Annotated in this window: 22 protein-coding genes; 2 read left to right on the forward strand and 20 right to left on the reverse strand. The window is 66.8% G+C overall.

Annotation, left to right across the window (positions count from 1 at the left end; translation table 11 throughout):
- Positions 1–36 precede the first annotated feature (36 nt).
- Positions 37–2,244 (reverse strand): DNA helicase II, encoded by a 2,208-nt coding sequence (uvrD, locus tag AC5W54_RS00730; protein ID WP_495960150.1) that lies wholly within the window; start codon positions 2,242–2,244, stop codon positions 37–39.
- 193 nt (positions 2,245–2,437) lie between these two features.
- On the reverse strand, positions 2,438–3,301 hold the full coding sequence (gene hexR, locus AC5W54_RS00735) for a transcriptional regulator HexR (RefSeq protein WP_495960151.1): 864 nt from the start codon (positions 3,299–3,301) through the stop codon (positions 2,438–2,440).
- A 261-nt stretch (positions 3,302–3,562) separates the two neighbouring features.
- Between hexR and AC5W54_RS00740 the strand changes: the two genes are divergently transcribed.
- Entirely contained in the window at positions 3,563–3,778 is a 216-nt protein-coding gene (locus tag AC5W54_RS00740) for a PA3496 family putative envelope integrity protein (RefSeq protein ID WP_495960152.1), read from the forward strand.
- Positions 3,779–3,878: 100 nt separating this feature from the next.
- On the opposite strand, the gene AC5W54_RS00745 is transcribed toward AC5W54_RS00740, so the two are convergent.
- Together AC5W54_RS00745 and AC5W54_RS00750 are read right to left on the reverse strand one after the other, a co-directional pair.
- Positions 3,879–5,219, reverse strand: a complete 1,341-nt coding sequence (locus AC5W54_RS00745) for a sodium-dependent transporter (protein WP_495960153.1) — start codon at positions 5,217–5,219, stop codon at positions 3,879–3,881.
- A gap of 347 nt (positions 5,220–5,566) precedes the next feature.
- Positions 5,567–6,424: a DUF72 domain-containing protein gene (locus AC5W54_RS00750; RefSeq protein ID WP_495960154.1), complete on the reverse strand. Its 858-nt coding sequence runs from the start codon at positions 6,422–6,424 to the stop codon at positions 5,567–5,569.
- Between the two features lie 114 nt (positions 6,425–6,538).
- Here AC5W54_RS00750 and AC5W54_RS00755 point away from each other — a divergent pair, with 114 nt between their 5' ends.
- Positions 6,539–7,141 carry a phosphatase PAP2 family protein gene (locus AC5W54_RS00755; RefSeq protein ID WP_495960155.1) on the forward strand — a complete coding sequence of 201 codons (603 nt, stop codon included), beginning with the start codon at positions 6,539–6,541 and terminating at the stop codon, positions 7,139–7,141.
- A 46-nt stretch (positions 7,142–7,187) separates the two neighbouring features.
- On the opposite strand, the gene glmS is transcribed toward AC5W54_RS00755, so the two are convergent.
- The 16 genes from glmS to AC5W54_RS00835 form a co-directional block, all read right to left on the reverse strand.
- Complete coding sequence (gene glmS, locus AC5W54_RS00760) at positions 7,188–9,023, reverse strand: glutamine--fructose-6-phosphate transaminase (isomerizing) (RefSeq protein WP_495960156.1); 1,836 nt, start codon at positions 9,021–9,023, stop codon at positions 7,188–7,190.
- A gap of 11 nt (positions 9,024–9,034) precedes the next feature.
- A complete protein-coding gene (gene glmU, locus AC5W54_RS00765; RefSeq protein ID WP_495960157.1) occupies positions 9,035–10,402 on the reverse strand; it encodes a bifunctional UDP-N-acetylglucosamine diphosphorylase/glucosamine-1-phosphate N-acetyltransferase GlmU in 1,368 nt (455 codons plus the stop codon).
- Positions 10,403–10,490: 88 nt separating this feature from the next.
- Positions 10,491–11,561 carry an FAD:protein FMN transferase gene (locus AC5W54_RS00770; protein WP_495960158.1) on the reverse strand — a complete coding sequence of 357 codons (1,071 nt, stop codon included), beginning with the start codon at positions 11,559–11,561 and terminating at the stop codon, positions 10,491–10,493.
- Positions 11,562–11,595: 34 nt separating this feature from the next.
- Positions 11,596–12,393 (reverse strand): undecaprenyl-diphosphate phosphatase, encoded by a 798-nt coding sequence (locus tag AC5W54_RS00775; protein WP_495960159.1) that lies wholly within the window; start codon positions 12,391–12,393, stop codon positions 11,596–11,598.
- Between the two features lie 193 nt (positions 12,394–12,586).
- On the reverse strand, positions 12,587–13,960 hold the full coding sequence (mgtE, locus tag AC5W54_RS00780; RefSeq protein WP_495960160.1) for a magnesium transporter: 1,374 nt from the start codon (positions 13,958–13,960) through the stop codon (positions 12,587–12,589).
- Between the two features lie 138 nt (positions 13,961–14,098).
- Entirely contained in the window at positions 14,099–14,527 is a 429-nt protein-coding gene (locus AC5W54_RS00785; RefSeq protein ID WP_495960161.1) for a F0F1 ATP synthase subunit epsilon, read from the reverse strand.
- A 25-nt stretch (positions 14,528–14,552) separates the two neighbouring features.
- Positions 14,553–15,929 carry a F0F1 ATP synthase subunit beta gene (gene atpD, locus AC5W54_RS00790; protein WP_495960162.1) on the reverse strand — a complete coding sequence of 459 codons (1,377 nt, stop codon included), beginning with the start codon at positions 15,927–15,929 and terminating at the stop codon, positions 14,553–14,555.
- 66 nt (positions 15,930–15,995) lie between these two features.
- Complete coding sequence (gene atpG, locus AC5W54_RS00795) at positions 15,996–16,880, reverse strand: F0F1 ATP synthase subunit gamma (protein WP_495960163.1); 885 nt, start codon at positions 16,878–16,880, stop codon at positions 15,996–15,998.
- A gap of 68 nt (positions 16,881–16,948) precedes the next feature.
- The gene (gene atpA / locus AC5W54_RS00800; protein WP_495960164.1) at positions 16,949–18,493 is read right to left on the reverse strand and encodes a F0F1 ATP synthase subunit alpha; all 1,545 of its coding nucleotides are present in this window, start codon (positions 18,491–18,493) and stop codon (positions 16,949–16,951) included.
- Positions 18,494–18,509: 16 nt separating this feature from the next.
- On the reverse strand, positions 18,510–19,046 hold the full coding sequence (locus AC5W54_RS00805) for a F0F1 ATP synthase subunit delta (RefSeq protein WP_495960165.1): 537 nt from the start codon (positions 19,044–19,046) through the stop codon (positions 18,510–18,512).
- An 11-nt stretch (positions 19,047–19,057) separates the two neighbouring features.
- Complete coding sequence (locus AC5W54_RS00810) at positions 19,058–19,528, reverse strand: F0F1 ATP synthase subunit B (RefSeq protein WP_495960166.1); 471 nt, start codon at positions 19,526–19,528, stop codon at positions 19,058–19,060.
- 72 nt (positions 19,529–19,600) lie between these two features.
- Positions 19,601–19,828 (reverse strand): F0F1 ATP synthase subunit C, encoded by a 228-nt coding sequence (gene atpE, locus AC5W54_RS00815; protein ID WP_089682691.1) that lies wholly within the window; start codon positions 19,826–19,828, stop codon positions 19,601–19,603.
- A 71-nt stretch (positions 19,829–19,899) separates the two neighbouring features.
- Entirely contained in the window at positions 19,900–20,727 is an 828-nt protein-coding gene (gene atpB / locus AC5W54_RS00820) for a F0F1 ATP synthase subunit A (protein WP_495960167.1), read from the reverse strand.
- Between the two features lie 17 nt (positions 20,728–20,744).
- Positions 20,745–21,140, reverse strand: a complete 396-nt coding sequence (locus AC5W54_RS00825) for an ATP synthase subunit I (RefSeq protein WP_495960168.1) — start codon at positions 21,138–21,140, stop codon at positions 20,745–20,747.
- Between the two features lie 188 nt (positions 21,141–21,328).
- The gene (locus tag AC5W54_RS00830) at positions 21,329–22,237 is read right to left on the reverse strand and encodes a ParB/RepB/Spo0J family partition protein (RefSeq protein WP_495960169.1); all 909 of its coding nucleotides are present in this window, start codon (positions 22,235–22,237) and stop codon (positions 21,329–21,331) included.
- Between the two features lie 37 nt (positions 22,238–22,274).
- The gene (locus AC5W54_RS00835) at positions 22,275–23,045 is read right to left on the reverse strand and encodes a ParA family protein (RefSeq protein WP_495960170.1); all 771 of its coding nucleotides are present in this window, start codon (positions 23,043–23,045) and stop codon (positions 22,275–22,277) included.
- Positions 23,046–23,055: the final 10 nt, after the last annotated feature.

The following is a 23,055-nucleotide window of genomic DNA, read 5'->3' on the forward strand; positions in this document are numbered from 1 at the left end:
GTTTCGTAGTAGATCAGCGTTAAGTCCGACAGGCTCCTACAGCGGCGTCAGCTTGGCGAAGCCCAGCACCAGCCACTTGTCGCCCTCGCCCTCGAAGCTGACCTGGACCCGGGCGCGCTCGCCCTCACCCTCGGCGTTGAGGATCACCCCCTCACCGAACACCGGATGCCGGACGCGTTGGCCCAGGCTCAGGCTGGGCAGGTCACCGCCACCGTTCACCGAGGTCTGGCGCGACAGCCCCACCGCCGGCCGGCCGGCGGTCAGCGGCCGCGAGATCTGGCCACGCAGACGCACCTCCTCCAGGAACTCGTCGGGGATCTCGCGCAGGAAGCGCGACGGCCGCTGGAAGGTCTCCTTGCCGTGCAGGCGGCGCAGCTCGGCATGGGTCAGGTAGAGCTTGCGCATGGCACGGGTCAGGCCCACGTAGCAGAGCCGGCGCTCCTCCTCGAGGCGCCCCGGTTCTTCCATGGACATCTTGTGCGGGAACAGCCCCTCCTCGACCCCGGCGATGAACACCACCGGGAACTCCAGCCCCTTGGCCGAGTGCAGGGTCATCAGCTGCACGCAGTCCTCGAAGTCGTCGGCCTCGTGGTCGCCGGCGTTGAGCGCCGCCTCGGCGAGGAAGCCCTCCAGCGCCACGGCCCCCTCGCCGGCCACGGGCGGGTCCAGGGCCTCGCCCTGGGTGAAGGCGCGGGCCGCCGTGACCAGTTCCTCGAGGTTCTCGACCCTCGCCTGGCCCTTCTCGCCCTTCTCGCTGCGGTGGTGCTCGACCAGCCCCGAGGCCTCATTCACGTGGTCGATGATCTCGTGCAGCGCGAGGCCGGCGGTGTCGTTGTCGAGCCGCTCGATCAGGTCGGCGAAGGCCTTGACCGCCGAGCCGGCACGGCCCCTGAGCGAACCGTCGCTGATGCCGTCGTGCAGCGCCTGCCACAGCGGGACACCGGTCAGGCGCGCCCGCTCGCGCAGGAGTTCCACGGTGCGGGTGCCGATGCCCCGGGCCGGCACATTGATCACTCGCTCGAGCGAGGCGTCGTCGTCGCGGTTGAGCAGCAATCGCAGGTAGGCCAGGGCGTTCTTGATCTCGAGGCGCTCGTAGAAGCGCTGGCCGCCGTAGATGCGGTAGGGTACCCCCTGGCGGATCAGGGTCTCCTCGAGCACCCGGGACTGGGCGTTGGAGCGGTAGAGGATCGCGATCTCGCGGCGGCTATGGCCCTCGTTCACCTTCTCCTTGATCGTGTCGACGATGAAGCGTGCCTCATCGAGATCATTGAAGCCGCTGTAAACGGAGATCGGCTCGCCGCGGGCACCGGCCGTCCACAGCTCCTTGCCCATGCGCGAGGCGTTGTGGCTGATCAGCGCATTGGCGGCGTCGAGGATGGCGCTGGTGGAGCGGTAGTTCTGCTCCAGGCGCACGGTGCGGGTGTCGCGGAACTCCTGTTCGAAGCGCCGGATGTTCTCGACCCGAGCGCCGCGCCAGCCATAGATCGACTGGTCGTCGTCGCCGACCACCGTCATCGGTGTGTGCATGCCGGTGAGCAGCTTGAGCCAGGCGTACTGCAGGGTGTTGGTGTCCTGGAACTCGTCGACCAGCACATGGGCGAAGCGCTCCTGATAGTGGGCGAGCAGCGCGGGGTTGTCGCGCAGGAGTTCCAGGCTCCTGAGCAGCAGTTCGCCGAAGTCGACCAGTCCGCCGCGCTCGCAGGTCAGCTGGTAGCGCTCGTAGAGCTCGACCATCTGGCTCATGTAGGCGTCGCCGTGGGCATCCACCTGGTGCGGGCGCAGTCCCTCCTCCTTGCAGCCGGAGATGAACGATTGCACCTGGCGCGGCGGGAAGCGTTCGTCGTCGACGCGGTGATCCTTGAGCAGGCGCTTGATCAGCCGCAACTGGTCGTCCGAGTCGATGATCTGGAAGTGCTGCGGTAGCCGCGCATCCTGCCAGTGGGTACGCAGCAGGCGGTGGGCGATGGAGTGGAAGGTGCCGACCCAGACGTTGCGCAGCGACAGGCCCAGCAGCGCCTCGAGGCGGGTGCGCATCTCGCGAGCCGCCTTGTTGGTGAAGGTCACGGCGAGCACCGCATAGGGGGAGAGCCCCTCGGCCTGCATCAGCCAGGCGATGCGATGCACCAGCACCCGGGTCTTGCCCGAACCGGCGCCGGCCAGCACCAGCATGTTGCCCTGGGGGGCGCTGACCGCCTCGCGCTGGGCGGGGTTCAACTGATCGAGGATCGCCGTGACGTCGTCCATATCGGGGGCTACTGCGGGTAGAAAAATGGACGCTCAGCTTAGCATATCAACCAGTCCAATCATCGAGGCGAGCGGCGCCGGGGACAGGTCGAAGCGGAGGTCATTCGTCAGGGATGACGAATGTAGCGCCCAAGGATGGGTTCACAGCGCCTCCGCATAGACCTGTGGCCGGGTAAGCCGCGTCTTCAGGTGGCTATGGCTTGCCTTCCTGCTCGGGAAACCTCAACGGCGTCAGGCTCTTCTTCACCGCCTTGAGCTGTTCGGCGAGCCTGGGGCCGCGGGTCTTGGCCACGCCCACGGCGAGCACGTCGACCAGCACCAGGTGGGCGATGCGCGAACTCATCGGGGTGTAGATCTCGGTGTCCTCGTGGACGTCGATGTAGAGCGGCAGGGTGACCTCCTCGGCCAGCGGCGACCCGCTGGGACACAGGCCGATCACCGTGGCGCCGGCCTCGCGGGCCAGGCGCACGCTGGCCACCAGGGCGCGGGTGCGGCCGGTCTGGGAGATGGCCACCACCACGTCGCCATCGTTGAGCGTCACCGCCGACATGTTCTGCATGTGCGGGTCGGCGTAGGCGGCGGTGGAGATCTGCAGGCGAAAGAACTTGTGCTGGGCGTCGAAGGCCACCGCCCCGGAGGCGCCGAAGCCGTAGAACTCGACGCGGTTGGCCATGGCCAGGGCGTTGATCGCCCGGCTCAACGCCTCGTTGTCGAGCCGGTCGCGCACCGACAGCAGGGTGCCCACGGTGGAGTCGAAGATGCTGTGGGAGAATTCCGCCACCGAGTCGCTGTCGTTCATCGAGAACTGGGCGAACTGGCTGCCGGTGGCAAGCATCTGGGCGAGCTTGAGCTTGAAGTCCTGAAAGCCGTTGCAGCCGAGCGCCCGGCAGAAGCGTACCACGGTGGGCTCGCTGACCTTGGCCTCGGTAGCCAGATCGACGATGCGCATGTGGATGACTTCCTCGGGGTTGCGCAGCACGAAGCGCGCGACCTTCTGCTCGGAGCGGCGGAAGTGCTCCATGCGACGCCTCATCTCATCGAACAGGGCACGGCTCACGCGAAACTCCTTGCTTGTAGGTCGCCGCACCCCGGGGATGAAGCGACGCAAACGGTGGCTGGTTCATGGACACAGTATGCCCCAAGCCGGGGATCGATGCGCGCCGCCCGGGGATTCGGCCCGGCAATCGCCGCGAAGGCCTGGCGTTGCCACCAATCGCCTCACGTCGTCATCATTCTGTCAAGTGCGATATAGTAAGAAATGCAGTGTCGCGCAGCGTCCCTGAAGCCGGCACTTTCACTGCAGACAGGAGAGTCGATCATGCGCAATGTCGAACGGTTATCCTCCCTGAAGAGTGAACTTCTCGACATCTTCATGAGCATGCAGGTCGCCGAACACGAGCAGCGCTCACGGACCGCCGCCCAGCGCAACCTCCGTGCCCGCCGTGGCATCGAGTTGCACAACGAGTTCAAGCGACTATCCCGGGACATCGCCCAGTTGCCCGAGGACGAACCGCCCGAGGACGAGATGCACTGAACGCCCCGGCCCGCCGCGGGCCGAGGACGCTTCTAGACGCAGCGAGCCCCGCTCCCGCGGGGCTCGGAGGGGGCTTCGCCCCCGGCACATCGGCAATGACTCACAGGCTGGAGACGAACACCAGGATCACCCCGATGGGCGCGACATAGCGCGCCACCAGGTGCCAGAGTTTCTCGACCCCCCCCTCGATATTCAGCTCGGCGGCCACACTGCGGCGATCCAGGCACCAGGCGACGAAGACGATCGCCCCCAGGCCGGTCAGCGGCAGCAGGATCTTGCTGGTGAAGGTGTCCAGCAGATCGAAGACGTTGAGGCCGAACAGCACCGGCACGTCCCAGACGTTGAACGACATCAGCGCCGCGATACCCAGCGCCCAGACCGCCACGCCGCCGGCCAGGGTGGCCACCACCCGGGTCAACGGGGTGCGCTCCTCGACGAACTCCACCACCGGCTCGAGCAGCGAGATCGCCGAGGTCAGGGCCGCGAAGGTGAGCAGGAGGAAGAACATCAGGCCGAGCAGGGTGCCTCCGGTCATGTTGCCGAAGGCCAGCGGCAGGGTGACGAAGATCAGCCCCGGGCCTTCGCCGGCACTCAACCCGTTGGCGAACACGATGGGGAAGATCGCCAGCCCCGCCAGCAGCGCGATGACGGTGTCCAGGATGATCACCGTGCGTGCGGTGCCGAGCAGGTTGACGTCCTCGCCCAGGTAGGAGCCGTAGGCCATCATGATGCCCATGCCCAGCGACAGGGTGAAGAAGGCCTGGCCCATGGCGGCCAGTACCACGCCGCCGGTGAGGGCACTCCAGTCGGGGCGGAACATGAAGGCCAGCGCCTCGCCGAAGTGACCGGTGGTCATGCCGTAGCCGACCAGGATCAGCATCAGCACCACCAGGGCCGGCATCAGGGTGCGCACCGCTCCCTCCAGGCCCTTGGTCACGCCTCGTGCGACGATCCACACCACCAGCGCCATGAAGGCCGTATGCCACAGCAGCAGCACGCCGGGGCTGGCCAGCAGGTTACCGAAGATGGCCCCCACGCCATCGGCGTCCTGACCGGTGAAGGTGCCGGTGACCGAATTCAGGGTATAGGAGAGCGACCAGCCGCCGATCACGCTGTAGAAGGAGAGGATCAGGAAGGCCGCCAGCACTCCGCTGACCCCCAGCAACGCCCAGGCTCGTGGCTGGCCGCTCTTGCCGGCCAGCTCGAGCATGGAATTGACGGGATTCTTCTGGCCGCGGCGGCCGATCAGCCACTCGGCGACCAGGATCGGCAGGCCGACCACCGCCACGCAGGCGAGGTAGACCAGCACGAAGGCGGCACCGCCGCTGTCGCCGACCATGTAGGAGAAACGCCAGATATTGCCCAGCCCCACCGCCGAACCGGTGGCCGCCAGGATAAAGGCCATCTTGGATGACCACTGTGCATGGGATAGTTTCGACATGTTCCACCCTGATTGTGCGTGTCGCCATCGATCGGTCGGATGCGATGACGGCTTGTGCTTGTTGTTGCCACGTCCAGGACGCCATGGGTCGCATGGCGCCGACCAGAGCATGACAGGATCCAGGCAGGATCACCGCCAAGTCGCGCGCCGCTGCCGAGGCCAGGTGAGGCCGGAGCAGGGAGCGCTGCATGCCTGGATGCCGCGAGATAAGCACAGGTTTAGCGCAAATCCCGGGAATATCCATGGGTAATGGCATGCAGGGCCATAAAACTATCCGATCATACGCTTGATGGCTAGCCGTCGGACGAGAAAGACGGAGCGGGCGACGCGACTCCCGCGTAGCGACGTCAGAACAGCGCCTCCTGACGCTCGCCGGGGAAGCGCGAAAGCGCCGGCAGCGAACAGTGTTCGGCCAGGCGGGAATGGAGGCGCCGCGCGAGTTCCGGCGCCTGCCGGTTATCGGGCGTATGCACAAGCAGGAAAGGGGTTTTCCCCTGTTTTATCCACAGGCCGAGGCGTTCGATCCAGGGCTGGAAATAGCGTTCGTTGAGCCCGGTGTCGATGTGTCCGATGAAGCGCACCAGCGGACTCCCCCCCGTGGAAAGCACGTGTAATGGGCGTTTCGGCTTCTCGCCCTGGGCCTTGAGCAGACCAGGGTGGTCGCCGGCCGGCGTGGCGAAGAGCGGCCGGACATCGAGCATCACCCGGTCGGCGCCGTGAGTTATCAACAATCGGTTCAGGGCGATCTCGGCCGCCCCCTTGTGGAAAAATTCCCTGTGACGCACCTCCACGGCACAGGGAATGCCTGTGGGCCAGCGCGACAGCAGGGCTTCCAGCCGGGGTAGCTCATCGACCCCGAAATCCCTCGGCAACTGGACCATCAGCGGACCGAGGCGATCGTGCAGGGGAGCTAGGGCCTCGAGGAAGCCGTCGACGTCGGCCTCGACCCCGGCCAGGCGCCGCTCGTGGGTCAGGGCCGCCGGCAGCTTGAAGCAGAAGCGGAAACCCGGCGGCGCCTGGCGCGCCCAGTCCGCCACCGTCTCGGCACGCGGCGCGCCGCTGTAGAAGGTGGTATTGCCCTCGACGGTGGAAAACACCCGGGCGTACTCCTCGAGCAGGCCGGCATTGCCGCCATGGGGCGGATAGAGGGTGCCACGCCACGCCTGCTTGGCCCACATGGGCAATCCGAGATACAGTCCCGACATACCGATCACTCTTCTGTAACAAAAAGGCAAGGTAACGCCGAGGACCCGCTGGCAGCATGAGCGCCAATACGCCTCACGGAAGGGGGAAACGCCACCCGGCGCTCAGCGATGCCCATGGAGACGAACCTGAATCTCGCCCTGTTCGAGCTGCTCAATGCCCCGCCCGATGCCGACCCCCGCTGGCTGCTGGTGGCCGAGATCGGTGCGGTCTACCTGATCTGGATGATTCCGGCGCTGCTGGTGATCGGCTGGCTGCGCGGCAGCGACCGCCTGCGCGAACCGCTGCTGGAAGCCTTCCTTGCCACCCTGCTGGCGCTGGCGGCGAGTGGGCTGATCGGCCTGCTGTGGCCCCTGCCACGCCCCTTCATGGTGCCCGTCGGCCAGACCTTTCTGGAACACGCGCCGACGCCGGCCTTTCCCAGCAACCACCTCACCATCATGCTGACCGTGGCCTTCAGCCTGATGCTGCACGCCGGTACCCGGCGCCTCGGGCGCTACCTGCTGCTGCTGGCGCTGCCGGTCGCGCTGGCCCGCGTTCACCTGGGCGTCCACTTCCCCCGGGACATGCTGGGTGCCGCCCTGCTGGCCGCCGGCATGGCCCTGCTGGTGGGCGCCAGCCGCGACTGGCTGGTGCGGCCCTTCTACCGCCGGGTGGCGCGACGCCTCTACCACTGGCTGTTCGCGCCACTGATCGCCCGGGGCTGGGTGAAGCCCTGAGGCCCCCCGGCCGAGTTCCTCCAGGGGAAGGCCCACCGCCACCGAGCTACTCCACGGTCACGGATTTGGCGAGGTTGCGCGGCTGGTCCACATCGGTGCCCTTGAGCACCGCCACATGGTAGCTGAGCAGTTGCAGCGGCACAGTGTAGAGGATCGGCGCCAGCGCCTCGTGGACATGGGGCAGGCACAGTACCCGGATGCCTTCCTCCTCCTCCAGCTTGACCTGCTCGTCGGCAAAGACGAACAGCTCGCCGCCCCGCGCCCGCACCTCCTGGAGGTTGGACTTGAGCTTGTCGAGCAACTCGTCGTTGGGGGCGACGGAGATGACCGGCATCTCGCTGTCCACCAGCGCCAGCGGGCCGTGCTTGAGCTCGCCGGCCGGGTAGGCCTCGGCGTGGATGTAGGAGATCTCCTTGAGCTTGAGCGCCCCCTCCAGGGCGATGGGGAAGTGCGCCCCGCGCCCCAGGAAGAGCGCATGCTGCTTCTCGGCGAAGGCGGTGGAGAGCGCCTCGATCTGCGGATCGAGGTCCAGGACCCGCTCCACCAGGCCGGGCAGGCCGCGCAGGGCGGCCACCAGCTCGGCCTGTACCCCCTCGTCCAGCCCCTTGACCCGGCCCAGTGCCAGGGTCAACAGCATCAGCGCGGTGAGCTGGGTGGTGAAGGCCTTGGTCGAGGCCACGCCGATCTCGGGGCCGGCCTGGGTCATCAGGGTCAGGTCGGACTCGCGTACCAGGGAGCTGCCCGGCACGTTGCAGATCGCCAGGCTGGCGAGATATCCACGCTCGCGGGCGAAGCGCAGCGCCGCCAGGGTGTCGGCGGTCTCCCCCGACTGGGAGAGCGTCACGAACAGGGTGCCGTCGGGCACCACCACCTGGCGGTAGCGATACTCCGAGGCGACCTCGACCTGCACCGGGACGCCCGCGAAACGCTCGAGCCAGTAGCGCGCCACCAGGCCCGCGTGATAGCTGGTGCCGCAGGCAACGACATGGACCTGGCGCACCCGGTCGAACAGCGCCTCGGCCTCGGGGCCAAAGCTCTCCACCAGCACCGACCGCTCCCCCAGGCGCCCCTCCAGGGCCGCGGCGATCACCGCCGGCTGCTCATGGATCTCCTTGAGCATGAAGTGACGGTAGTCGCCCTTGCTGGCCGCCCCGTCACCGTGCTCGAAGGTCTGCGCCTCGCGCTCGACCGCCTGCCCCGCGGCGTCGAACACCGCAACGCCGCCCCGCGACGAGAGGCGTACCACGTCCCCCTCCTGCAGGTAGACGAAGCGGTCGGTGACCTGCAGCAGGGCCAGGGGGTCGGAGCCCAGGAAGGCCTCGTCGATGCCCACGCCCACCACCAGCGGGCTACCCTTGCGGGCGCCGACGACCACGTCGGGCTCGTCGACGTGCATCACGGCCAGCGCATAGGCGCCCTCGAGCCGGGCCAGCACCCGCTGCACCGCGGCCAGCAGGCCGCCGCCGAGGCGGTACTCCCGGTCCACCAGGTGGGCCACCACCTCGGTATCGGTCTGGGACTCGAAGACATAGCCGGCGTCGCGGAGCTCCTGACGCAGCGCCTCGTGATTCTCGATGATGCCGTTGTGTACCACCACCAGGCGCTCACCCGACCGGTGCGGGTGGGCATTCTCCTCGGTGGGCCGACCATGGGTGGCCCAGCGGGTATGGGCGATACCGCAGCGGCCGGACAGCGGTTCGCCCGCAAGCCGCGCCTCGAGTGCCGCCACCTTGCCTACCGTACGGCATCGCTGCAGGCCTCCCTCGAGGGAGAGCACGGCCATCCCCGCCGAATCGTAGCCGCGATACTCGAGCCGCTTGAGTCCCTCGAGCAGGATGCCCTGGACGTTGCGCTCGGCAACGGCACCGACGATTCCACACATAGACGTTCTCCTCAGGGTTCCTGGCGCTTGGTCGGCCGCGGCCAGTCGGCCTTGCTGATCTGGCGACCGCGGGAGACCGCCAGGGCGTTGTCGGGCACGTCCTTGCTGATAGTGGAACCGGCGCCCACGGTGGCCCCCTTGCCGACGCTGACCGGCGCCACCAGCGCGGTGTTGGAGCCGATGAAGGCCGCGTCGCCGATCTCGGTGCGGTGCTTGTTGGCGCCGTCGTAGTTGCAGGTGATGGTGCCGGCGCCGACGTTGACGTCGCGCCCCAGGGAGGCATCGCCCACATAGCTCAAGTGGTTGATCTTGCTGCCCTCGCCCACCTCGGCGTTCTTGGTCTCGACGAAGTTGCCGACCCTGGCCCCCACCGCCAGCCGCGAACCGGGGCGCAGCCGGGCGAAGGGGCCGATGCGGTTGTGGCCGGCCGCCACCGCGCCCTCGATGACGCTGTGGGGCTCGACCCGTGTCTCGGCACCGATGTGGCTGTCGCGGATCACGCAGTGGGGGCCGATGCGGACGCCCTCGCCCAGTTCCACCTCGCCCTCGAAGATGCAGCCCACGTCGATCTCCACGTCATGGCCACAGGTCAAGGTTCCGCGGATGTCGAGGCGCTCGGGGTCGAGCAGCGCCACGCCCTCGGCCATCAGGTGATCGGCCAGCTCGCGCTGATGGGCCCGCTCCAGGCGGGCCATCTGGGCGCGGTTGTTGACCCCCTCGACCTCGAGCGGATTGGCCGGCTGGGTGGTGACGATCCTCACTCCCTCGGCTGCCGCCATGGCGATCACATCGGTCAGGTAGTACTCGCCCTGGGCATTGTCGGCCGACAGCTGCGGCAGCCAGCGCCGGAGCTGGGCCGCGGTCATGGCCATGATGCCGGTGTTGCACTCGCGGATGGCGAGCTCGGCCTGGGAGGCGTCCTTGTGCTCGACGATGGCCACCGCCTCGCCCGCGGCGTTGCGCAGGATACGACCGTAGCCACCGGGCTCGTCGAGGGTCACGGTCAGGAGTCCCAAATGCTGCTCGTCGACGCCCTCGAGCAGGCTCGCCAGGGTCTCGCGGCGGATCAGCGGCACGTCGCCATAGAGTACCAGCACCTTGCCGTGGCCGAGCCCGTCGAGGGCCTGGGCGACGGCGTGCCCGGTGCCCTTCTGCTCCGCCTGCAGGGCGAAGCGCACTTCGTCGTCGGCCAGCGCCTCGCGCACATGCCCGGCTCCGTGGCCGATCACCACATGGGTGCGATCGGCGGCGAGCCCTCGGGCGGTGTCGATCACGTGACGCACCATCGGCTTGCCGGCCAGCCGGTGCAGCACCTTGGGCAACGTCGAGCGCATCCGCGTGCCCTGTCCGGCCGCGAGAATCACCACGTCGAGCGTCATCAATGACTCCTTGTCCATTGTCGTCAATCGTTACATTCTAGATGGTTCCGGGTCCGCCGCTCCATGCCGACCCGGACTGATTTACCCCTCACCGCACCTCGAGGCCGAGCTCCTCGACCAGCGCCTCGCCGAAGGTCTCGACGAAACCGGGACTGACCCGGCTGCTCCAGTCCTCGTCCTCGCGCACGATCATCAGCACGCTGAGGCCCTGCTCCCTGGCCAGTGCCATCCCCTGCTCCTCGCCCAGCACCATCAGCGCCGTGGCCCAGGCATCCGCCCAGGCGTTGGAGGGGTGGGCCACCGTCACCGAGGCCAGCCGATGCTCGATGGGTCGGCCGGTACGCGGATCCAGGGTGTGAGAGTAACGCCGGCCGTCGTCCTCGAAGTAGTTGCGGTAATCGCCGGAGGTGGCGACCGAGATGTCATGCAGCGGTACCACGTGACGCGCTTCCTGCCGGTCGTCCAGGGGCGCCTCGATGCCGATGCGCCAGGGCTGGCTCGCGCCATCGCGATAGCCGCGCACGACCAGATCCCCGCCCAGGTTGACCAGGTAGTGCTCGATGCCCTGGCGGTCCAGATAGGCCGCCACCCGGTCGGTGCCGTGCCCCTTGGCCACGCCGCCGAGATCGACGACGACGTCGCCCAGTCGGCGGGCCTGGAACCTCTCCACGTCGACCTCGATGCTGTCAGGGCCCACCTCGGCCAGCCGCTCGGCCAGGGTCGCGTCGTCGGGGATCTCCCGCGGGCGGGCCTCGGCGCCGAAGCTCCACAGATTGACCAGGCCACCGACGGTCATGTCGAAGGCGCCGTCACTGGCCTCGGCCACCGCCCGGCCGATCGCCAGCACCTCGATCAACTCGTCGGAGAGCGGTTGCCACTCGCCGATCGGTGCCTGGTTGAAGGCCAAGAGCTCCGAATCCTCGCGGTAGATCGACATCGCGGCATCCACCGCCTCGAGCTCCTCCAGGAAGCCCTCCTCGAGCGCCCGGGCCTGGCCCTGGGTCAAGTCATCGGCGATGGTGACCTGGTAGAAACTGCCGAAGATGCTGCCCTCCAGACGCACCGGCGATTCCAGCGGTCGGTCACTCTCCGAACAGGCCGCCAGCAGCAGGACCAGCGCGAGCAGCAGCGGCAGTGTCAACGGTCGAACAGGATGCATCGCTCAAGATCTCCAGGGAACGGGTGGTGCGAGCTTACCAGAACAGCCACAGCAGCCAGAGCCCCAATGCCAGGCGATACACCACGAACGGCTGCATGCCGATCCGGCGGATGAAGGCCAGGAAGTAGTGGATGCAGAGGTAGGCGCTCATGCCCGACAGCAGGGTCCCCACTGCCAGGGTCGACCAGTCCGTCGCCCGGGGCTCGTTGACCAGGCCGGCGATCTCCAGCGCGCTGGCCAGCACGATGACCGGAATCGACAGCAAGAAGGAGAAGCGCGCCGCCCCTTCGCGACTCATGCCGAGCAGCAGCGCCGCGGTGATGGTGATCCCCGAGCGCGAGGTGCCGGGGATCAGCGCCAGGGCCTGGGCACCGCCGATCAGCAGGGCGTCCTTCAGGGTCAACTGGTACTCGCTGCGCCCGGCATGTCGGCGCCAGTCGGCATAGCCGAGCAGCACGCCGAAGCCGATCAGGCCGGCGGCGATGATCAGCGGTGAGCGCATACCGACCTCGATGGCGTCGTGGAAGACGAAGCCGACCACACAGACCGGGATCGTCGCCAGCAGCACCCACCAGGCCAGGCGGGCATCCTGGTCGGGTACTCCACCGCGCAGCGACGCGGTCCAGCTGACGACCATCCGCCCGAGTTCGTGGCGGAAATAGAGCACCACCGCTGCCAGGCTGCCGAGGTGCAGCGCGACATCGAAGGCCAGCCCCTGATCGTCCCAGTCGGTGAGCACCGGGACCAGGATCAGGTGGGCGGAGCTGGAGACGGGCAGGAACTCGGTCAGTCCCTGGACGACGGAGAGAACGGCGACCTGAAGCCAGTCCATGGCGGTTCCTGCGTGGGTTAACGGAGTCGGATACGACGCAAGCGCAAACCAGGGGTCTCGATCGGCCCCACCATCGGAGACCGGCCATTGCCTGGCCGATGCCGAGCATACACATCCGGCATGGCATTGTCCGCCTCGTCACCGTGCCGGCCGAACCGAGACTGGGTGCGATCGGCGACGCTCCCATCGTCGATCATAGCCCGGCCAGGATCGCCGTGGCGATGCTGAAATAGATCAGCACCCCCGAGGCATCGATCAGCGTCGTCACCAGCGGTGCCGAGGCCGTGGCCGGGTCCCAGCCCAGGCGATCGAGCAAAAACGGCAGGCACATGCCCAGCAGGCTGCCGAACAGCACGATGGTGACCATGCTCATGGCCACCACCATGGCCACCGCCTCGCCGCCGCGCAGCACGCCGATCGGCGCCACCGCCAGCGCCATGGTCAGCCCCAGGGAACCGGCCACCAGCAGCTCCCGGCCGAGCAGCTTTCCCCAGTCCTTGACCCCGACGTCGCCGGTGGCCATGCCGCGCACCATCAGGGTGGCGGCCTGGGCCCCGGCGTTGCCGCCGCTGCCGATCAGCAGCGGCAGAAAGAACACCAGGGCCACCTGGGCGGCGATGGTGTCCTCGAAATAGGCGATGCCGGCGCCGGAGAAGAGGTTACCGAACACCAGCAGCACCAGCCAGATCACCCGCTTGCGATAGAGGCTCCACAGCGGCACCCGGCTGACGCCATCCTCGAGCTGGCCGATGGACATCCCCTTGTGGATATCCTCGGTGGCCTCGGATTCGGCCACGTCCATGGCGTCATCGTGAGTGACGATACCGATCAGGCGCTGCTCGGCGTCGACCACCGGCACCGCCAGCAGGTCGTAGCGGGCCACCGCGCGGGCGACCTCCTCCTGCTCCTCGTCGACGGAGATGCTGATCACGTCCTTGATCATCAGGTCGTCGACCCTCGCCCCGGGACGCGCCACCATCAGCTGGCGCAGCGACAGGGTCCCGGCCAGGCGGCCGTCCGGATCGATGATATAGAGCTGGTAGACGGTCTCCGCGTCCGGCGCCGTCTGGCGCACCCGCATCATCGCCTGGGACACCGTCATGCCGCTGGGAATGGCCACGTAATCCGAGGTCATGATCGCCCCGGCGGTGCCCTCCTCGTAGCTCGCCAGGCGCTTGAGATCCTCGCGCTCCTGCCGTGCCATGCGCCGCAGCAGGCCTTCGCGGCGATCCTCGTCGAGCAGGTTGAAGAGGTCGGCGCGCTCGTCCGACCCCATCTCCACCAGCACCGCGAGCAGCGTTTCGTCGGACATGGCCTCGGCCACGTCGGTCTGCTCCTCGCCCGGCAGGTAGCCGAGCACATTGGCCCGCCGTTCGATGGGCAGGCTGTCGAGCAGGCCGAGGGCGAGGGGGAGGTCATCCTCGTCGGCGAGGATGTCCTCGACGATCTCGGCGATATCCGCGGAACGCAACTCCGGCAGCAAGTCTTCGAGACGCTCGCCCTGGTCCTCGGCCAGTGCCCTCAGCAGCGCCTCCTTCTGTTCCTGCAGGGTCTCATTCAATGACATGGGCATCCTCCTGACGCCACCAGGCTGCAGGCAGCGGCTGCCTACTTGGAGACGTGTTGTGCTGCGCGCATGATATCAGACACGAAAACGCCCCCCGAACACCGATCCGGGGGGCGTCTTCCACGGCAGGAGCGTCGATCAGCCCTTGCCGGCCTTCTTGCGCAGTTGCTGGATGGTCCGCAGCTGGGCCACGGCTTCGGCGAGCTCGGCCGCGGCGCGGCTGTAATCGAGCTCCGCGGACTGGTCGTTGAACGCCTTCAGCGCATGCTTGCGCGCTTCCTCGGCGGCCGCCTCGTCCAGGTCCTTGGCGCGGGCCGCCGAGTCGGCAAGGATGGTCACCACGTCCGGCTGCACTTCGAGAAAGCCGCCGGAGACGTAGTAGTTCTCCTCGGCGCCACCGTCGTGGATCACGCGGATCGGCCCCGGCTGCAGCTCGGTCAGCAACGGGGCGTGCCCGGGCAGGATGCCCAGGTCACCCATGATGCCGGCGGCGACGACCTGCTCGACCTGGCCGGAGAACACCGCTTCCTCGGCGCTGACGATTTCGCACTTGAAGCTGTTCGCCATAGTCTTGTCCTCTTGATGGACGACCTTACTTCATCTGGTTGGCTTTCTCGACGGCCTCGTCGATGCTGCCCACCATGTAGAAGGCCTGCTCCGGCAGGTGGTCGTACTCGCCGTTGAGGATGCCCTGGAAACCACGGATGGTATCCTTCAGCGCCACGTACTTGCCCGGGGAACCGGTGAACACCTCGGCGACGAAGAACGGCTGCGACAGGAAGCGCTGGATCTTGCGCGCCCGGGCCACGGCCTGCTTGTCCTCGTCGGACAGCTCGTCCATGCCCAGGATCGCGATGATGTCCTTGAGCTCCTTGTAGCGCTGCAGCACGTTCTGCACGCCGCGCGCGGTGTCGTAGTGCTCCTCGCCGACCACCAGCGGGTCGAGCTGACGCGAGGTGGAGTCCAGCGGGTCGATCGCCGGGTAGATGCCCAGCTCGGCGATGGAGCGCGCCAGTACCACGGTGGCGTCCAGGTGCGAGAAGGTGGTCGCCGGCGACGGGTCGGTCAGGTCGTCCGCGGGCACGTAGACCGCCTGCACGGAGGTGATCGAGCCGGTCTTGGTGGAGGTGATGCGCTCCTGCAGGACGCCCATCTCCTCGGCCAGGGTCGGCTGGTAACCCACCGCGGAGGGCATCCGCCCCAGCAGGGCCGACACCTCGGTACCGGCCAGGGTGTAGCGGTAGATGTTGTCGACGAACAGCAGCACGTCGCGGCCCTCATCGCGGAACTTCTCGGCGATGGTCAGGCCGGTCAGGGCCACGCGCAGGCGGTTACCGGGCGGCTCGTTCATCTGACCGTAGACCAGCGACACCTTGTCGATGACGTTGGATTCGGTCATCTCGTGGTAGAAGTCGTTCCCCTCGCGGGTCCGCTCGCCCACCCCGGCGAACACCGAGTAGCCGCTGTGCTCGGTGGCGATGTTGCGGATCAGCTCCATCATGTTGACGGTCTTGCCCACGCCGGCGCCGCCGAACAGGCCGACCTTGCCGCCCTTGGCGAAGGGGCAGACCAGGTCGATGACCTTGATACCGGTCTCCAGCAGCTCCTCGGAGGCCGCCTGATCGGCGTAACTCGGCGCCTTGCGGTGGATCGGCATGCGCTCGGTCTCACCGATCTCGCCGGCCTCGTCGATGGGCTCGCCGAGCACGTTCATGATGCGGCCCAGGGTCTCCTTGCCCACCGGGACGGAGATGGCCGCGCCGGTGTTGGTGACCTCCAGGCCGCGCTTGAGACCCTCGGTGGAGCCCATGGCGATGGTGCGCACCACGCCGTCGCCCAGCTGCTGCTGGACCTCGAGCACGGTCTCCTTCTCGGAGACCTTCAGCGCGTCGTAGACCTTGGGAACATTGTCCCGCGGAAACTCTACGTCAATCACCGCGCCGATGATTTGTACGATACGTCCGCTCATCTTGGTTCCTCTCAAAACCCTGAAAATGAAACCTGCATGCCGGGAGGGCCAGGCCCTCCCCTGGCGCTATACGGCGGCGGCGCCACCGACGATCTCGGAGATCTCCTGGGTGATGGCGGCCTGGCGGGCCTTGTTGTAGACCATCTCCAGGTCGTCGATCAGACCACCGGCGTTGTCGGTGGCGCTCTTCATGGCGATCATCCGCGCCGCCTGCTCACAGGCGCCGTTCTCGACCACCGATTGATAGACCTGGGATTCGATGAAGCGAATCAGCAGGCTATCGAGCAGCGCCTTGGCATCCGGCTCATACAGGTAGTCCCAACCGCCGGGACGCTTGTCGGAATACTCGTGGTGCCCGTTGTTGCCCATGTCGGGGGACAGGGGCAACAGCTGCCTGACCACCGGCTTCTGGGTCATGGTGTTGACGAACTCGTTGTACACCACGTAGAGCCGGTCCAGGCGCCCCTCGTCATAGGCATCCAGCATGACCTTCACGCTGCCGATCAGGTCCTCGACCTCGGGCGACTCGCCCAGGTGACTCTTTGCCGCCACGAGGTTGCCCCCGTAGCTGCGGAAGAAGCCGCCGGCCTTGCTGCCCAGGGCGCAGAAGTCGAGCTCCGCACCCTTGTCGCGCCATGCCTTGGCGTCCCTCAGCACGGCCTTGAACAGGTTGACGTTCAGGCCGCCGCACAGGCCGCGGTCGGTGGAGACGACGATATAACCGACCCGCTTGGCCTCCCGCTCGATCATGTAGTCGTGGCGGTATTCGGGTTGGGCGTCGGCGATATGGCCCACGACGTTGCGGATCTGGCGAGCATAAGGCTGGCTGGCCTTCATCAGATCCTGCGCCTTACGCATCTTCGACGCAGCGACCATTTCCATGGCGCTGGTGATCTTCTGCGTGTTCTTGATGCTCCCGATCTGGGTGCGTATCTCTTTTGCAGCTGCCATAGCGATCTACCCTTCGTTCGTGGCTCTCAGAAAGCTCCAGGGCCCGCCCTCGCGGGCGGGCCAGCGGATTACCAGCTCTGAGTGGCCTTGAACTTCTCGAGACCCGCCTTCAGCCCCTGCTGGATCTCGTCGCTGTAGTCGCCGGTCTGGTTGATCTTGTCGAGCAGCTCGGCATGCTCGGACTTCATGTAGTCGTGCAGGGCACGCTCGAAGTCCAGCACCTTGCTCACGTCGACGTCGTCCAGGTGGCCCTCGTTGGCGGCGTACAGGGACACCCCCATCTCGGCCACGGAGAGCGGCGAGTACTGCTTCTGCTTCATCAGCTCGGTGACGCGCTGACCGTGCTCGAGCTGCTTGCGGGTGGCCTCGTCCAGGTCGGAGGCGAACTGGGAGAAGGCCGCCAGTTCGCGGTACTGGGCGAGCGCCAGGCGCACGCCGCCGCCGAGCTTCTTGATGATCTTGGTCTGGGCCGAGCCACCGACGCGGGAGACCGACAGGCCGGCGTTGATGGCCGGGCGGATACCCGCGTTGAACAGGTCGGTCTCGAGGAAGATCTGACCGTCGGTGATGGAGATCACGTTGGTCGGAACGAAGGCCGAGACGTCGCCGCCCTGGGTCTCGATGATCGGCAGTGCGGTCAGCGAGCCGGTCTTGCCCTTGACCTCGCCATTGGTGAACTTCTCGACATACTCGGCGTTGACGCGAGCGGCACGCTCGAGCAGGCGCGAGTGGAGATAGAAGACGTCACCCGGGTAGGCTTCACGGCCCGGCGGACGACGCAGCAGCAGCGAGACCTGACGGTAGGCCCAGGCCTGCTTGGTGAGGTCGTCGTAGACGATCAGCGCGTCTTCGCCGCGGTCGCGGAAGTACTCGCCCATGGTGCAGCCGGCGTAGGGGGCGAGGAACTGCATCGGGGCCGGGTCGGAGGCGCCGGCGGCGACCACGATGGTGTGCTCCATGGCGCCGTGCTCCTCGAGCTTGCGCACCACGGTGGCGATGGTCGACTGCTTCTGGCCGATGGCCACGTAGACGCAGATGACGCCCTTGCCCTTCTGGTTGATGATGGTGTCGACGGCGATCGCCGACTTGCCGATCTGACGGTCGCCGATGATCAGCTCACGCTGGCCGCGACCGATCGGCACCATGGCGTCGATCGACTTGAGGCCGGTCTGGATCGGCTGGTCGACCGACTGGCGGGTGATGACGCCCGGGGCGACCTTCTCCACCGCATCGGTCATCTTGGCGTTGATATCGCCCTTGCCGTCGATGGGGTTGCCCAGCGGGTCGACCACGCGGCCAACCAGTTCGGGACCCACCGGCACCTCGAGGATACGACCGGTACACTGGGCGGTCATGCCCTCTTCGAGCTGCAGGTAGTCGCCCAGCACCACGGCGCCCACGGAGTCGCGCTCGAGGTTGAGCACCATGCCGTAGATGCTGCCGGGGAATTCGATCATCTCGCCGAACATCGCGTCCTCGAGGCCGTGAATCTTCACGATGCCGTCGGAGACGCTGACGATGGTGCCCTGGTTACGGGCTTCGGATGCGACATCAAGCTTCTCGATCCGCTGCTTGATGATGTCGCTGATCTCGGAAGGATTCAGTTGCTGCATGCCATGTCCCTCAGACTCAGGCGGTAAGGGCTTCGGAGAGGCGAGTCAGTCGACCGCGCATCGACCCGTCGATGACGGTGTCGCCGGCGCGCAGGATGACGCCTCCGAGAAGCTTCGGATCCACCTGAGTGGTAATGGAGATTTCGCGATTCAGGCGCTTCTTGAGCGCACCGGCGAGCTTCTGCTGCTGTTTGTCGTCCAGCGGGAAGGCCGAGACCACGGTGACGTCGACGCGCTTCTCGTGCTCCGCGCGCAGACGCTCGAACTGCTCGGCGATGGCGGTCAGGGCCGACAGGCGCCCCTTCTCCCCCAGGGTCGCGAGGAAGCGGCGTGCCGCGTCGTCGACACCGACATCGGCCACCTCGATGACCAGGGTCACCTTGCGCTCGGTGGTCAGCTTCGGGCTCGACAGCAGCTTCTGGACGTCATGATTCGCCACGACCAGGCTCAGCTTCCCGAGCCACTCGGCCCAGTCGTCCAGCGCCTGGTGATCGCGCGCGTACTCGAATGCCGCCTTGGCATAGGGTCGAGCGACGGTAGACGTTTCCGCCATGGGTCACCTCCTCACAGTTCGGCGGCAAGCTTGTCGAGCAGCTTGCGATGCGCCTTCTCGTCGATGGAGGCTTCCAGGACGCGCTCGGCACCACTGACGGCGAGCGTCGATACCTGGGCACGGAGCTCGTCCTTGGCGCGATTGACTTCCTGCTCGATCTCGGAGCGGGCACTGGCCACCAGGCGCTCGCCTTCGGCACGGGCCTGCTCGCGAGCTTCCTCGATCATCTGGGAAGACCGCTTCTGCGCCTGCTCGAGAATCTGGGAGGCCTGTTCCTTGCTTTCGCGCAGGGTCTCGGCAGCCTGCTCCTGGGCACGCTCGAGGTCGCGGCTGGCACGGCTCGCCGCGTCGAGGCCATCGGCGATCTTCTTCTGGCGCTCGTGGAGCGCATTGCTGATCGGCGGCCACACGTACTTTATGCTGAACCAGACAAAGATCGCGAAGGCGATCGTCTGCCCGATAAGCGTCATGTTGATATTCACAGGGATATACCTCTGACAGTTTCGTGGCGACCGGAAACGAGCAAACCGAGCGCAGGGCGCTCGGTGCTGTCGTTAACCGGCGACGACGAAGATCAGGTACATCGCGATACCGACACCGATCATCGGCACGGCGTCGAGCAGGCCGGCCATGATGAAGGTCTTGGTCTGCAGCTGGTCACCCAGCTCGGGCTGGCGAGCGGTGGACTCGAGCAGCTTGCCGCCCAGCAGGGCGAAGCCGATACCGGTAGCCAGAGCGCCCAGGCCGATGATGATGGCAGCAGCAATGTAGACCATTTCCATGAGAGATCTCCTGATTTCGATTTGAGTTTCAAGGGGTTAAGGGTTGATGAAGTTGCAAGCGTTGCTCGGGTTCAGTGGTGCTCGTGCGCGGCGCTCAGGTACACGATGGTCAACACCGTGAAGATGAAGGCCTGCAGGGTCACCACCAGGATGTGGAAGATCGCCCAGGGCACGTCCAGTACCCAGATGGCCCAGAACGGCAGCAGGGCGATCAGGATGAAGATGACCTCGCCGGCAAACATGTTACCGAAGAGACGCATGGCAAGACTGAAGGGCTTGACCAGCAGGCCAATGACCTCGAGCACCAGGTTGAAGGGAATCAGCGCCCAGTGATCGAAGGGGGTCAGTGACAGTTCCCGGGCGAAGCCCCCGGCCCCCTTGACCTTGATACTGTAGTAGATGATCAGGATGAAGACGCCCAGTGCCATGCCCAGGGTGGCGTTGGGGTCGGTGGTGGGCACGATCTTCATGTACTCGACCCCGAGGCGAGAGAACAGCTCGGGGAAGTAGTCGACCGGCAGGATCTTGAGGCTGTTCATCAGCAGGATCCAGATGAACAGCGTCAGCGCCAGCGGGGCGATGATCGGGTTCTTGCCGTGGAAGGCGGAGCGGGTGAGGTTCTCGATGAATTCGATGACCATCTCGACGCCGTTCTGCAGCATCCCGGGGACCCCGGTGGTGGCCATCTTGCCGGCCTTGCGGAACAAGCCGATGAACAGCAGCCCCATGGCGATGGACCACCCCATGGTATCGAGGTGGATGGCCCAGAAGCCCATTTCCTGGGCCTCCTCGGCACCATGCGCCAGCGACCAGCCGTTCTCGGGATGCCTGCCGAAGGTCAGGTTCTGCAGGTGGTGCTGGATGTAGTACGTCGCCGTGACTTCATTGTCTGCTGCCATGCGGTGATTACCTCGGTTCAGGGGGTCGGCCTTTCACGCAGTAGCCAGGGAGCCAGCCAGTGCACGAAGAGTGCCGCCACATATGCGCTGAAGAAAAAAATCGGGTTTGAGGGGGGCACTGTGATGAAGACCACCACGAACAGTGCCACCGTCAAACCGAACTTTCCCGCCTCGGCGCGGTAGAAATTCGACACGTAGCGCCTCGCCTGCCGCCCGCCCCGCACGCGTTCCAGGCGCCAGACGAAATAGAGCTGGGGTACCAGGCAGACCAGCCCGCCACTGAGTGCCGAGACCAGGGCGTCGCCACCCGACACCGCACCCGCCGCCAACGCCATGCCCAGTACGACGAGCCCCTGTGCCACCAGCAGGCGGCGAAATGACGGTCGCCGCCGGGCGGCAGAGGCTCTGCGCATGGTGCCGGTTCCGCTGCCGAACTGCGTGTCATGACATTCCGCGCCCCCTGGGGCGCGGGCAAACCACCGCGGATTATAGGGAAGCCCCCCCGGGCCTTCAACCGACGCGGCGCCGATTTCACGCGTCTCCGCTCACTATTCGACCAAAGGTGCAGGCATTGTCGACAGGCTTGCGTCGCTCCCCGGGGTCAACGGATGTGCTCGAGAATGCCGTCGAGCTCGTCGAGGCTGGCATAACGGATCGTGACCCGCCCCTTGCCGCCGCGCCCGTGCTGGATCTTCACCGGGGCACCGAGCAGCTCCCCCAGCCGCGTCTCGAGGCGCGCTACATCGGGGCTCGGCGCCGGCCGCTCGGCCTTCCTCGGCTCGCCGGCGGCGAGGCGCTTGACCAGCGCCTCGGTGTCGCGGACGGTGAGATCCTTGTTGACCACCTCGTGGGCCGCCTTGCGCTGCTTCGCCCCGGAGAGCGCCAGCAGGGCCCGGGCGTGCCCCATGTCGAGGTCGCCGCGCTCGAGCAGGGTCTGGACCTCCGGGTCGAGGGCGAGCAGGCGCAGCAGGTTGGCCACCTGGGCCCGCGAGCGGCCCACCGCATCGGCCGCCTGCTGCTGGGTGAGTTCGAACTCCTCGAGCAGGCGCTTGAGGGCCATGGCCTCTTCGACCGGGTTGAGGTTCTCGCGCTGGATGTTCTCGATCAGCGCCAGCGCCAGCGCGACCTGGTCGCTGACCTCGCGCACCACGGCGGGAATGACGTCCAGTTCCGCCAACTGGGCGGCTCGCCAGCGCCGCTCGCCGGCGATGATCTCGTAGCGCTCCTCGCCGATCGGGCGCACCACGATGGGCTGCATCACGCCCTGGGCGCGAATCGAGTCGGCGAGCTCCTCGAGCGCCTCGGGCTGGATATCGCGCCGCGGCTGGTACTTGCCGCGGGTGAGCTGGCCCAGCGGCAGGCGTTCGAGTCGCTCCTCGGCCACCGGCGCCTCGCCCTCCTCCGGCCCGGTCGGGTCGACCCCCGGAAGGTCCAGGTTCTCGCGGCGGCGGGCATTGGCCCCGATCAGGGCATCCAGGCCGCGTCCCAGGGCGCGTTTATTGCGCGTCATCGACATTCCCTCATCACAGCGAGTTGCAAGGCTCGGGCTATAGCGACAGCCGGCGGATCAGTTCCTTGGCCAGTACCCGATGGGCCTGGCTACCGCGCGAGAAACGCGCGTACTTGGTCACCGGGAGTCCGTGACTCGGCGCCTCGGCGACCCGCACGTTGCGCGGGATCGTGGTCTTGAGCAGGGCGTCGCCGAAGTAGTCACGCAGCTGCTTGCTGACGTCCCGGGTCAAGCTGTTGCGCGAGTCGAACATGGTCCGCAGGATGCCATAGACCTCCAGGTCCCGGTTCACGCTGTCCTTGATCTGTTCCACGGTATCGAGCAGCGCCGAGAGCCCCTCCAGGGCGTAGAACTCGCACTGCAGCGGAATCAGCACGCCGTTGGCCGCGGTCAGGGCGTTGACGGTCAGCATGTTGAGCGACGGCGGACAGTCGATCAGCACCACGTCGTACTCGCCGGCCACGTCGGAGAGGGACTCGATCAGGCAGCGCTCGCGTCCCTCGTGGCGGTCGAGCAGCTCGACCTCGGCCGCGGTCAGGTCGCCGTTACCCGGCAACAGGGCGAAGCCGGCCGCCGGGCAGTCGAGAATCACCTCGATCGAGCGTCGCTCTCCCAGCAGGACGTCGAGCACGCTGCCGTCGAGCGTGTGCTTGTCGACGCCGCTGCCCATGGTGGCGTGGCCCTGGGGATCCAGATCGACCAGCAGCACGCGACGGTCCAGGGCCGCCAGGCTGGCGGCCAGGTTCACGGCGGTGGTGGTCTTGCCCACGCCGCCCTTCTGGTTGGTCAAGGCAATGATCTTGGTCACGGTCGTCATC

The sequence above is a fragment of the Halomonas sp. LMYGS-3 genome, assembly GCF_059509875.1.

Coding starts and splice junctions, on each gene's coding strand:
- AC5W54_RS00830 (WP_495960169.1), bottom strand. CDS start 22,237: ATGACGCGCAATAAACGCGCCCTGGGACGCGGCCTGGATGCCCTGATC.
- AC5W54_RS00805 (WP_495960165.1), bottom strand. CDS start 19,046: ATGGCGGAAACGTCTACCGTCGCTCGACCCTATGCCAAGGCGGCATTC.
- atpB (WP_495960167.1), bottom strand. CDS start 20,727: ATGGCAGCAGACAATGAAGTCACGGCGACGTACTACATCCAGCACCAC.
- AC5W54_RS00745 (WP_495960153.1), bottom strand. CDS start 5,219: ATGTCGAAACTATCCCATGCACAGTGGTCATCCAAGATGGCCTTTATC.
- glmS (WP_495960156.1), bottom strand. CDS start 9,023: ATGTGTGGAATCGTCGGTGCCGTTGCCGAGCGCAACGTCCAGGGCATC.
- atpA (WP_495960164.1), bottom strand. CDS start 18,493: ATGCAGCAACTGAATCCTTCCGAGATCAGCGACATCATCAAGCAGCGG.
- uvrD (WP_495960150.1), bottom strand. CDS start 2,244: ATGGACGACGTCACGGCGATCCTCGATCAGTTGAACCCCGCCCAGCGC.
- AC5W54_RS00740 (WP_495960152.1), top strand. CDS start 3,563: ATGCGCAATGTCGAACGGTTATCCTCCCTGAAGAGTGAACTTCTCGAC.
- glmU (WP_495960157.1), bottom strand. CDS start 10,402: ATGACGCTCGACGTGGTGATTCTCGCGGCCGGACAGGGCACGCGGATG.
- AC5W54_RS00775 (WP_495960159.1), bottom strand. CDS start 12,393: ATGGACTGGCTTCAGGTCGCCGTTCTCTCCGTCGTCCAGGGACTGACC.
- AC5W54_RS00785 (WP_495960161.1), bottom strand. CDS start 14,527: ATGGCGAACAGCTTCAAGTGCGAAATCGTCAGCGCCGAGGAAGCGGTG.
- atpD (WP_495960162.1), bottom strand. CDS start 15,929: ATGAGCGGACGTATCGTACAAATCATCGGCGCGGTGATTGACGTAGAG.
- AC5W54_RS00755 (WP_495960155.1), top strand. CDS start 6,539: ATGGAGACGAACCTGAATCTCGCCCTGTTCGAGCTGCTCAATGCCCCG.
- AC5W54_RS00825 (WP_495960168.1), bottom strand. CDS start 21,140: ATGCGCAGAGCCTCTGCCGCCCGGCGGCGACCGTCATTTCGCCGCCTG.
- mgtE (WP_495960160.1), bottom strand. CDS start 13,960: ATGTCATTGAATGAGACCCTGCAGGAACAGAAGGAGGCGCTGCTGAGG.
- AC5W54_RS00750 (WP_495960154.1), bottom strand. CDS start 6,424: ATGTCGGGACTGTATCTCGGATTGCCCATGTGGGCCAAGCAGGCGTGG.
- AC5W54_RS00770 (WP_495960158.1), bottom strand. CDS start 11,561: ATGCATCCTGTTCGACCGTTGACACTGCCGCTGCTGCTCGCGCTGGTC.
- atpE (WP_089682691.1), bottom strand. CDS start 19,828: ATGGAAATGGTCTACATTGCTGCTGCCATCATCATCGGCCTGGGCGCT.
- atpG (WP_495960163.1), bottom strand. CDS start 16,880: ATGGCAGCTGCAAAAGAGATACGCACCCAGATCGGGAGCATCAAGAAC.